Annotated in this window: 9 protein-coding genes; 4 read left to right on the plus strand and 5 right to left on the minus strand. The window is 72.0% G+C overall.

Going from position 1 to position 10350, the window contains the following annotated elements; genetic code table 11:
* On the minus strand, positions 1-805 hold an 805-nt coding region (locus QR77_RS04060), incomplete at its 3' end, for a GTP-binding protein (protein ID WP_063797993.1).
* Positions 806-1162: 357 nt separating this feature from the next.
* Between QR77_RS04060 and QR77_RS04065 the strand changes: the two genes are divergently transcribed.
* Entirely contained in the window at positions 1163-1987 is an 825-nt protein-coding gene (locus QR77_RS04065) for a TVP38/TMEM64 family protein (RefSeq protein WP_052488518.1), read from the plus strand.
* Here the strand turns inward: QR77_RS04065 and QR77_RS04070 are convergent.
* From QR77_RS04070 to QR77_RS04085, 4 genes are read right to left on the minus strand one after another with little or no spacing between them, the layout of a single operon-like run.
* The gene (locus QR77_RS04070; RefSeq protein WP_040019716.1) at positions 1895-2950 is read right to left on the minus strand and encodes an enoyl-CoA hydratase/isomerase family protein; all 1056 of its coding nucleotides are present in this window, start codon (positions 2948-2950) and stop codon (positions 1895-1897) included. The two genes, QR77_RS04065 and QR77_RS04070, sit on opposite strands and share 93 nt — an antisense overlap.
* 56 nt (positions 2951-3006) lie before the next feature.
* Entirely contained in the window at positions 3007-4059 is a 1053-nt protein-coding gene (gene meaB / locus QR77_RS04075) for a methylmalonyl Co-A mutase-associated GTPase MeaB (protein WP_052488519.1), read from the minus strand.
* Between the two features lie 4 nt (positions 4060-4063).
* Positions 4064-6322: a methylmalonyl-CoA mutase gene (gene scpA, locus QR77_RS04080; protein ID WP_040019717.1), complete on the minus strand. Its 2259-nt coding sequence runs from the start codon at positions 6320-6322 to the stop codon at positions 4064-4066.
* Entirely contained in the window at positions 6322-8208 is a 1887-nt protein-coding gene (locus QR77_RS04085; protein WP_040019719.1) for a methylmalonyl-CoA mutase family protein, read from the minus strand. Before QR77_RS04085 ends, scpA begins: the two co-directional genes overlap by 1 nt.
* Positions 8209-8412: 204 nt before the next feature.
* Between QR77_RS04085 and QR77_RS04090 the strand changes: the two genes are divergently transcribed.
* From QR77_RS04090 to QR77_RS04100, 3 genes are all read left to right on the plus strand, one after another.
* The gene (locus QR77_RS04090; protein WP_040019720.1) at positions 8413-9285 is read left to right on the plus strand and encodes an undecaprenyl-diphosphate phosphatase; all 873 of its coding nucleotides are present in this window, start codon (positions 8413-8415) and stop codon (positions 9283-9285) included.
* Between the two features lie 104 nt (positions 9286-9389).
* A complete protein-coding gene (locus QR77_RS04095; RefSeq protein ID WP_040019721.1) occupies positions 9390-9569 on the plus strand; it encodes a hypothetical protein in 180 nt (59 codons plus the stop codon).
* 233 nt (positions 9570-9802) lie between these two features.
* A complete protein-coding gene (locus QR77_RS04100; protein WP_040019722.1) occupies positions 9803-10213 on the plus strand; it encodes an ATP-binding protein in 411 nt (136 codons plus the stop codon).
* The last annotated feature ends 137 nt before the right edge of the window (positions 10214-10350 follow it).

The raw sequence follows: 10350 nt of genomic DNA on the forward strand, positions 1-10350 counted from the left end.
CGGACTCCATCGGCTTGCCGAACGTCTCAAGACCCGTGACGGTGCTGGGTTGCGGGCCGCCGTCGGCCCCCAGCACCTCGATCCGGTCGCCGACCCGTACGGTGCCGCGCTCGACGGCGCCGGTGACGACGGTGCCGCGCCCGGTGATGGTGAGCACGTTCTCCACCGGCAGCAGGAACGGTGCGTGGCGGTATCTGACGGGCACCGGCACATAGGTGTCGACCGCGTCGAGCAGCGCCTCGACGGCCGAGACCCAGCGCGGGTCGCCCTCCAGGGCGCGCAGGCCCGACACCCGGACGACGGGCGCGGCGTCGCCGCCGTACCCGTGCTCGGTGAGCAGTTCGCGGACCTCCAGCTCGACCAGGTCGGTCAGCTCGTCGTCGCCCGCGTCGGCCTTGTTGAGGGCGACCACGATGTGGTCCACCCCCACCTGGCGGGCGAGCAGGACGTGTTCGGACGTCTGCGGCATGATTCCGTCGAGCGCGGAGACGACGAGGATCGCCCCGTCGAGCTGGGCGGCGCCGGTCACCATGTTCTTGATGTAGTCGGCGTGTCCGGGCATGTCCACGTGCGCGTAGTGCCTGGTGTCGGTCTCGTACTCGACGTGCGCGATGTTGATGGTGATGCCGCGCGCGGCCTCCTCGGGGGCGCGGTCGATGCGGTCGAAGGGGACGAAGGTGCCGGTCCCCCGGTCGCTGAGGACCTTGGTGATGGCGGCGGTGAGGGTGGTCTTGCCGTGGTCGACGTGGCCCATGGTGCCGATGTTGAGATGGGGCTTGGTGCGCACGTATGCCGTCTTGGGCATGGTTCCTTCTTCCAGGAACTCGAAGCTGGGCGGGACCCCGGTGCCTGACCGACCCTCCCCCTGCGGGGTCCGCCGGTCGATCCGGGAAGGGTCAGCTTCGAGCGCCGCCGAAGGGCGCTGCCAGGGCCGCTGCGGCGGCCTCGGGTGCTGCGGCGTGCGCGGCGGAGTGCGCGGCGTGGTTCGCGGCAGCCTTCGGCGCGTCCGCGACTGCGGACGGCGCTGCGGGGAAGGCGTACCGGAACATGTCTCAGATCCTCGCGCACGGCCCGTTCCGCGTCGAATGGTTTTCCCCGGCGGGGCAGTTGACGCCCGCTCGGCCCAGGCCGGTGCTCCGCCGGTCGGTTAGGCTCCGTTGATATGCCCGACAACGCCGCTCGGATGTCCCCGGGGATCGCTGTCCGCTGCTCCCGGGTGCTGCTCTCGCCCTGGTCGCGGTTCTCCTTCCTGATTGTCGTACTGGGCGCGGCCACAGCGGTCGTCCTGCTCCTCGAACCGCAGAGATTCCTCTCCGACGGCTGGCCGACCCGGGTCAGCGGCGGTACGGCCGTGGCGCTGTTCGCCGTCGCCTACGGGCTGTGCTCCTTCGCCTTCTTCCCGCGCCCGCTGCTCAATCTCGCCGCGGGCGCGGTCTTCGGCTCCCAGCTCGGGCTGCTGGCGGCGATCGTGGGTACGGTGCTGGGCGCCTCCATCTCCTTCGCGCTGGGGCGTTTCCTCGGGCAGGAGGCGCTCCGCCCGCTGCTGCGGGGCCGGCTGCTGAAGGCGGCCGACGGGCAGCTCAGCCGGCACGGCTTCCGGTCGATGATGGCGATCCGGCTCTTCCCCGGGATCCCGTTCGCCGCGGCCAACTACTGCGCCGCCGTGTCCCGTATGCGCTGGGGGCCTTTTGTCCTCGCGACGGCGATCGGCTCGGTGCCCAACACGGCGGCGTATGTGATCGCGGGCAGCGAGGCCGGTTCCCCGACCTCGCCCGCCTTCCTCGCCGCTTCCGGTTTCATCGTGCTGACCGGGCTGGGCGCGGCGATCCTCGCCTGGCGCAAGCGCCGGCATCTCGGCGGGCGCCCGGCACGCGCCGACAGTCCACAGGGGCCCTCAGGAGCTGCCGAGTCCCAGGTCGCCGCCGGGCGGGACGGCGGCGAAGCGCGCGACATCGGCGTCCGTGACCCCGGCCAGCTCCGCCGGTGACCAGTGCGGGTTCCGGTCCTTGTCGATGACCCGGGCGCGGATGCCCTCCAGCAGGTCCGGAACGTTCAGCACGGCGCACGAGGCGCGGTACTCCCGGTCGAGCACCTGCTCCAGTGTGGACAGTTCCCTGGCCGCGCGCAGGCCGGCGAGCGTCGCCTTGAGCGCGGTGGGTGAGCGGGTGAGGATCGTCTCCGCCGTCTCCTTGGCGGCCGGGTTCCCCTGGGCGTACAGCCGGTCGACGATCTCCTCGACGGAGTCCGCCGCGTAACAGGTGTCGATCCACTCGCGGTCGCCGGCGAGCCGACCCTCGGGCGCGGGCCGCGCGTACCGCCCCACCACCTCGCGTACATCCGCGTCGCCGGCGTCGTCCAGCGCCGCCAGCAGCTCCGGCAGCAGATCGGCGGGTACGGCGTGGTCGGCGAGCCCGCACAGCAGCGCGTCCGCCGCGCCCACCGCGTTGCCGGTGAGGGCGAGATGCGTGCCGAGTTCGCCGGGCGTACGGGAGAGCAGATACGTACCGCCGACGTCGGGCGCCAGGCCGATCGCGGTCTCCGGCATGGCGACGGTGGACCGCTCGGTGACGATCCGTACGCTGCCGTGCGCCGCGAGGCCGACCCCGCCGCCCATCACTATGCCGTCCATCACCGCGACGTACGGCTTGCCGTAGCGGGCGATCCTGGCGTTGAGCCGGTACTCGTCGCGCCAGAAGGCCTCCGATCCACCGCCGCCCGCGCGGGCGTCCTCGTAGATCGCGCGGATGTCGCCGCCGGCGCACAGCCCGCGCTCCCCCGCCCCGGTGAGGACGACGGCCCGGACGCCCTCGTCGTCCTCCCACTCGACCAGGGCGGCGTCGATGATCCGCACCATCTCGTGGGTGAGGGCGTTGAGGGCGCGGGGACGGTTCAGGATGATGCGGGCGGTGCGGCCGCGCCGTGCGAGGAGTACCGGTTCTTCGTGGGACATGGTCCCAGTATCGGACAGGCCCCTCCCTGCCTCAGGTGTGGGTGGTCCCGGCCGCCTCAGGTGCCGGTGGTGCGGGTGGTGCCAGTGGTGCGGGTGGTGTCGGTGGTGCTCGCGGTGTCCCGGCCTGGCAGCGCGAGTGTCTCGATGATCCGGTCGGCGGCGAGGGTCGGGGTGAGGGTCCCTTCCCGTACCCGCGCCTCCAGTACGGGCGCGAGCCGCCGGACCCCGGGATGTTCACGCAGCCGGTCGAGGAGGTGGTCGCGGACCATCGACCAGGTCCACTCCACCTGCTGCTCGCGCCGCTTGCCGGCGAGCCTGCCTTCGGCGCCGAGGACCGCGCGGTGCTGTTCGAGGCTGTCCCACACCGCGTCGAGCCCACTCCCCTCGCGGGCGCTGCAACTGAGCACGGGCGGAGTCCACGCGGCGTCCGCCGGCTGCATCAGGCGCAGCGCGCCCGCGAGTTCGCGGGCCGCCGAGCGCGCGTCGCGCAGGTGCGGGCCGTCGGCCTTGTTGACGGCGATGACGTCGGCCAGTTCCAGGACGCCCTTCTTGATGCCCTGGAGCTGGTCCCCCGTACGCGCGAGGGTGAGCAGCAGGAAGGAGTCGACCATGCCGGCGACCGCGGTCTCCGACTGGCCGACACCGACGGTCTCGACGAGCACCACGTCGTACCCCGCGGCCTCCATCACCACGATGCTCTCGCGGGTCGCCTTGGCCACCCCGCCGAGTGTGCCGGCCGTGGGCGAGGGCCTGACGAACGCCGCCGGGTCCACGGCGAGGCGCTCCATCCGGGTCTTGTCGCCCAGGATCGAGCCGCCGGTCCTGCTGGACGACGGGTCGACGGCCAGCACGGCCACCCGGTGGCCGAGGCCGGTGAGCAGGGAGCCCAGGGCGTCGACGAAGGTGGATTTGCCGACGCCGGGGACGCCGCTGACGCCGATCCTGCGCGCGGCGCCCGCGTGCGGCAGCAGTTCGGTGAGCAGCCGCTGCGCGAGCACCCGGTGGTCGGCCCTGGTCGACTCGACCAGGGTGATGGCGCGGGCGATGTGTGCGCGAGAGCCGTCCAGGACACCTCTGACGCAGGTGTCGACATCGATCCGTGGCGGCACCGACTCAGCCTCCGCCGGGGTGGTCGGCCGGCTCGTGGCCGAGCGCGGCGGCGAGCGCCGTCAGCAGGTCGTGCGCCGCTTCGGGGATGACGGTGCCGGGCGGGAACACCGCGGCGGCTCCGGCGGCGCGCAGCTCCTCGATGTCCTGGGGCGGGATCACCCCGCCGACGACGATCATGATGTCCTCGCGGCCCTCGGCGGCGAGCTGTTCGCGCAGCGCCGGTACGAGGGTGAGGTGCCCGGCGGCCAGCGACGAGACGCCGACGATGTGCACGTCCGCCTCGACAGCCTGCCGCGCGACTTCGGCCGGGGTCTGGAACAGCGGGCCGACGTCGACGTCGAAGCCCAGGTCGGCGAAGGCGGTGGCGATCACCTTCTGGCCCCGGTCGTGGCCGTCCTGGCCCATCTTGGCGACCAGGATGCGCGGCCGGCGCCCCTCGGCGCGCTCGAACTCGCCGACCGCGGCGCGCGTGCCTTCCACGGCCGCCGACGGACCTGCCTCTTCGCGGTACACACCGGTGATCGTACGGATCTGGCCGGCGTGCCGTCCGTACACCTGCTCCAGCGCGCCGGAGATCTCACCGACGGTGGCCATCGCGCGCGCCGCGTCCACGGCGAGTGCGAGCAGGTTGCCCTCCAGGTCCGGTCCCGGATCGGCGGCGGCGGCGTTGAGCGCCCGCAGCGCGTCCTGGCAGGCGTTCTCGTCGCGCTCCTCGCGCAGCCGCCGCAGCTTCTCCAACTGCTGGTCCCGTACGGAGGAGTTGTCGACCTTGAGGACGTCGATCTTCTCGTCGGTCGCCACCCGATACTTGTTGACGCCGATGACGGGCTGGCGTCCGGAGTCGATCCGGGCCTGTGTACGGGCCGCCGCCTCCTCGACCCGCAGCTTGGGGATCCCGGCCTCGATGGCCTTGGCCATGCCGCCCGCCGCCTCGACCTCCTCGATGTGCTGCCAGGCCCGCCGGGCGAGGTCGTACGTCAGCTTCTCCACGTACGCGCTGCCGCCCCAGGGGTCGATGACCCGGGAGGTGCCCGACTCCTGCTGGAGCAGCAGTTGGGTGTTGCGGGCGATGCGCGCGGAGAAGTCGGTGGGCAGGGCCAGCGCCTCGTCCAGGGCGTTGGTGTGCAGCGACTGGGTGTGGCCCTGGGTGGCCGCCATCGCCTCGACGCAGGTGCGGGTGACGTTGTTGAAGACGTCCTGGGCGGTGAGGGACCAGCCGGAGGTCTGTGAATGGGTGCGCAGGGAAAGCGACTTGGCGTTCTTCGGTTCGAACTTCCGGACCAGTTTGGCCCACAGGAGCCTGGCCGCCCGCAACTTGGCGATCTCCATGAAGAAGTTCATGCCGATGCCCCAGAAGAACGAGAGCCGGGGCGCGAAGGCGTCGACGTCAAGTCCCGCGCCCAGTCCGGCGCGCAGGTACTCCACTCCGTCGGCGAGTGTGTAGGCCAGCTCCAGATCGGCCGTCGCCCCGGCTTCCTGGATGTGGTAGCCGGAGATGGAGATGGAGTTGTAGCGCGGCATCTTCCGCGAGGTGTAGGCGAAGATGTCGGAGATGATCCGCATCGAGGGGCCCGGCGGATAGATGTAGGTGTTGCGGACCATGAACTCCTTGAGGATGTCGTTCTGGATGGTCCCCGCCAGCTTCTCCGGCGGTACGCCCTGCTCCTCGGCGGCCACGATGTACAGGGCGAGTACGGGCAGCACGGCGCCGTTCATCGTCATCGACACGCTCATCTCGCCGAGCGGGATGCCGTCGAAGAGCCGGCGCATGTCGTAGATCGAGTCGATCGCCACGCCCGCCATGCCGACGTCGCCGGTGACGCGCGGGTGGTCGCTGTCGTAGCCCCGGTGGGTCGGCAGGTCGAAGGCGACGGACAGTCCCTTCTGTCCCGCGGCGAGGTTGCGCCGGTAGAAGGCGTTGGACTCCTCGGCGGTGGAGAACCCGGCGTACTGCCGGATCGTCCAGGGCTGGTTGACGTACATCGTCGGGTAGGGGCCGCGCAGGTACGGCGCGATGCCCGGGTACGTGTCGAGGAAGTCGACGCCCTCCAGGTCCCGTGCGGTGTAGAGCGGTTTGACGCCGATGCCTTCGGGGGTCTCCCAGATCAGCTCGGCGTCGTCCTTGCCGGTGCGTTCCTTGACGGCCGTACGCCAGCGGTCCTCGGTGACCTCCTCGCCGCCACCGCCGCCACCGCCGCCTCGGCTGTCGTCGCTGTCACCGCTGTCGTCGAGTCCGATCTCGGAGAAGTCCGGGATCCCCATCACGCCACTCCCATCCGGTCGAGTACGGAGGTGAGGACGGCGACGGCGTCGCCGCCCGCGACGACGAACTCGTCCACCCCCGCCCGTAGATATGCCTCACGCCGCTCGCCGGGACGCCCGGCGAGGAAGACCAGCCGGGCGCCCGCCGACTTCAGCGCCTGAGCGACGGGCTCGGCCTGTTCGGCGTACGTCGCGTCGCTGGAGCAGACGCAGGCGACGGCGGCGCCACTGCGGGTGAAGGCCCCTGCGGCGGTGGCCGCGTCGACCGACACCGGGTCGTGCACGGGCTCGATGCCGCCGGCCTGGAAGAGGCTGGAGGCGAAGGTCGCGCGCGCCGTATGGGCCGACGCTGGTCCCAGCGCGGCGAGGAAGACCCGGGGCCGGGCCCCGGTCGCGGCGAGGTGCGCGTCGGAGCGGGCGCGCAGCGTCTCGTACGCCTCGTCGCGGCGGACCACGGGCAGTCCGCCGCCGGGCGGTACGGGCGCGGGGTCGCGCACCACAGGGACCTGGGCGAGCTGCGGGAACTCGCTGACGCCGGTGACGGGTTCGCGCCGGGTGGCCAGCCGCTCGGAGCGGGCCTTCCAGGTGGCGGCTACGCGTTCGCCGACGAGCCCGCCGCGCAGGGCGGCGCGCTGGCCGCCGGCGCGTTCGATCTCCTGGAACCACGCCCAGGCCGCCTCGGCGAGCTGGTCGGTGAGCCGCTCCACGTACCAGGAGCCGCCCGCCGGGTCGATGACGCGCCCGAGGTGGGACTCCTCCAGCAGGATCGTCGAGGTGTTGCGGGCGATCCTGCGGGCGAAGTCGTCGGGCAGTCCGAGCGCGTGGTCGAAGGGCAGGACGGTCACGGAGTCGGCGCCGCCGACGCCCGCCGCCAGCGAGGCGACCGTGGTGCGCAGCATGTTCACCCAGGGGTCCCGGGCGCTCATCATGACCGGCGAGGTGACCGCGTGCTGGCGCTGCGCCCCGGCGGCGGGCTCGGCGCCGCAGACCTGCGCGACCCGGGACCAGAGCCGGCGCGCGGCGCGGAGTTTGGCGATGGTCAGGAACTGGTCGGCGGTGGCCGCGTAGCGGAACTCGAGCTGTCCGCAGGCGGCTTCGACGGAGAGGCCGGCCCCGGTGAGGGCGCGCAGCCAGCCGACGCCGGTGGCGAGCGAGCAGCCCAGCTCCTGGGCGTCGGAGGCGCCGGCCTCGTGGTACGGGAGGGCGTCCACGGCGATGGCGCGGACGCCGGGGCGCTCCCGGTGGCAGAGCCCGGCGAGTGCGAGAGCCTCGGCCTCGCCGTCGCCGCTCTCGCCTCCGGTACGGGCGAGCTGTCCGACCGGGTCGGCGCCGAGGGTGCCATGGGCCTCCTCGCGCCGGACGCCGCGCTCGTCGTACAGCCGGAGCAGCGCGCGCCCGGCGGCGCCGAATCCACTCCCCGCTTCGAGGGCGACGGGCGCGAGGTCGAGGAGGACACCGTCGAGGGCGCCGGCCAGTCCGGAGACCGGCAGCGCGCCGGGGCCGACGGCCAGCCAGAGGGAGGTGACGCCGTTCTCCAGGTCGGCCAGCACGGCGTCGTTGACCGAGGCGGGGTCGGGGCGCGTGTGCCGCTGCCGTACGTCCCATCCCGCGACTGCGGCGCCCTCGGGGCGCGCGCCCCGGGTGAACGGCGCGAAGCCCGGGTAGCCGTCGGCGCCGGTCGCTTCGGGGGCATCGGCCCGGGTGTGCAGCGGGCGTACGGCGAACCCGTCGGGGAGCGGCGTGGACAGCGCGTCCTCGGCGGCCGGACCCGACAGGTCGCGGCCCGACTTGTTCAGCACGCCCGCCACCAGGCTCTGCCACTGCTCGTATGTCGCGCCGGGGAACTCCGCTGCCAGGGGGAGGCTGTTGTCAGGCAGGACAGTCATGCCCAGATGCTAGGCCCTGACCTACCGTTCGATCACCAGGATCTCGGCGCTCCCGCCCGTACCGCTGTCCCGCGCAGGCGCTACGCTTCCGCCAAAGAATGGCAAAGTCGACGTCCTCCCGCCACGTCCGTCCGCGTCTCCTTGTCGCCTCCCTCCTTGTCTCCTTGTCTGCCTACGACGATTTCTTGGATGGCGTAGTACCTCATGTCTTGGTTCGAATCTTTCATCCTCGGACTCGTCCAGGGACTGACCGAGTTCCTGCCCATCTCCTCCAGCGCGCATCTGCGGCTGACGGCGGCCTTCGCCGGGTGGCACGACCCCGGCGCGGCCTTCACCGCGGTCACCCAGATCGGGACCGAGGCCGCCGTCCTGATCTACTTCCGCAAGGACATCGTCCGGATCGTCTCCGCGTGGTTCCGCTCGCTGACCGACAAGGCGGCCCGGCGGGACCACGACGCGCAGATGGGGTGGCTGGTCATCGTCGGTTCGATCCCGATCGGTGTGCTCGGTGTCACGTTCAAGGACCAGATCGAGGGCCCGTTCCGCGATCTGCGGCTGATCGCCGTCACGCTCATCGTGATGGGCGTGGTCCTCGGGGTCGCCGACCGGCTCGCCGCCCGTGACGAGACGGGCGGCAGGCACCGCGCGGTCAAGGTGCGCAAGACGCTGGAGGACCTGGGTGTCAGGGACGGTCTGATCTTCGGTTTCTGCCAGGCGCTGGCGCTCGTCCCCGGCGTCTCACGCTCGGGCGCCACCATCAGCGGCGGGCTGCTGATGGGGTACACCCGGGGCGCGGCGGCGCGTTATTCGTTCCTGCTGGCCGTCCCCGCCGTCCTCGCTTCCGGCGCGTTCGAGCTCAAGGACGCGGGCGACGGGCATGTGTCGTGGCCACCGACCATCTTCGCGACGGTCATCGCCTTCGTGGTGGGGTATGTGGTCATCGCATGGTTCATGAAATACATCACCTCGAAGAGCTTCATGCCCTTCGTGATCTACCGCATCCTGCTCGGCATCGCCCTGTTCTTCCTGGTCGGACTGGGTGTGATCAGTCCGCACGCGGGTGAATCGGCGGGCTGACGGTGCGCATGGGGCGAGGGTGCGGGGCCCGGATCGGGCAGTGTGAGCAAGGACGCTCACGAAACGGTCACACGAGGCCCCGTACTGCCCATAAGGTCAGCCGTATGTCCTCTTCTTCCGCTTCCGCTTCGGCGGGATCCGACGCCGCATCGGCGAACGAGCGCATCCGCGCGCTCGTCGATGCCGCGGACGGCGCAGACGGAACGTGGCCCGCCGAGGCGTACGAGGTTCTGCTGCTGGAGTGGGCCGCGGCCATACACGGCCATGTGGACGAGGCCGCCTGACCTCTGGCCCCGGTCCTGGCCCCGCCCCTCCGGTCCTGGCCCCGTCACGTACGTCGGCACGCCCCGCACCCCCGATGATGCCGACCCCGGTGGGTCGGCATCTCGCGTCCCGCGCTCGTTCTGATCCGCATTTCGATCCGACATTCCGATCGGGCCTTTCGATCCGCCCCCGGCGGGTAGACGCAGGAACATCACCGTTCCCACGACGACGGCCGACCGACGGGGTGAAGGACATGCACCACCCGGACCTGATCAACAGCCGTGCCGACCACACGGCCGAGTACATCTGTCGCCCACGGCTGGCGGCCGAGGCCCGCGACTCGGCCTCGGCTTTTCTCCGTGCTCTCGACCCGGCGCCATCGGCGCACACCGTACAGACCGTCCTGCTGCTGGTGTCCGAGCTGGTCACCAACGCGCTCCGGCACGCGGGCGGGGTACGCGCCCTGCGCCTGGCCGCGGGCCCTCGTACGCTGCGTGTCACCGTCGAGGACCCGAGCGAGGACCGCCCTCAGGAGCACGTGCCCGACCTGACGGGACGCAGCGGCGGCTTCGGCTGGCCCATGATCCGGAGCCTCTCCGACTCCGTGACCGTCCAGTCCGCGCCGGCCGGCGGCAAGGCAGTGCTGGCGACGCTCGCGCGCTGAGACACCCTCGGTCCCGCCCGCGCCCCCGCCCGACAGGGCCGGGGCGCCTCACTCCTTGTTCCCTCCCCTGCCGCGCCGCGCGAAGGCCCGCTCCACCGTGGCGAACACCCGGCCCGCACGGTGCGCGCGCAGGGCGG

It is taken from the genome of Streptomyces sp. 150FB (assembly GCF_000818195.1).
Taxonomy (GTDB): Bacteria; Actinomycetota; Actinomycetes; order Streptomycetales; family Streptomycetaceae; genus Streptomyces.

Coding starts and splice junctions, on each gene's coding strand:
- QR77_RS04065 (WP_052488518.1), top strand. CDS start 1,163: ATGCCCGACAACGCCGCTCGGATGTCCCCGGGGATCGCTGTCCGCTGC.
- QR77_RS04070 (WP_040019716.1), bottom strand. CDS start 2,950: ATGTCCCACGAAGAACCGGTACTCCTCGCACGGCGCGGCCGCACCGCC.
- scpA (WP_040019717.1), bottom strand. CDS start 6,322: ATGGGGATCCCGGACTTCTCCGAGATCGGACTCGACGACAGCGGTGAC.
- QR77_RS04085 (WP_040019719.1), bottom strand. CDS start 8,208: ATGACTGTCCTGCCTGACAACAGCCTCCCCCTGGCAGCGGAGTTCCCC.
- QR77_RS04090 (WP_040019720.1), top strand. CDS start 8,413: ATGTCTTGGTTCGAATCTTTCATCCTCGGACTCGTCCAGGGACTGACC.
- QR77_RS04095 (WP_040019721.1), top strand. CDS start 9,390: ATGTCCTCTTCTTCCGCTTCCGCTTCGGCGGGATCCGACGCCGCATCG.
- QR77_RS04100 (WP_040019722.1), top strand. CDS start 9,803: ATGCACCACCCGGACCTGATCAACAGCCGTGCCGACCACACGGCCGAG.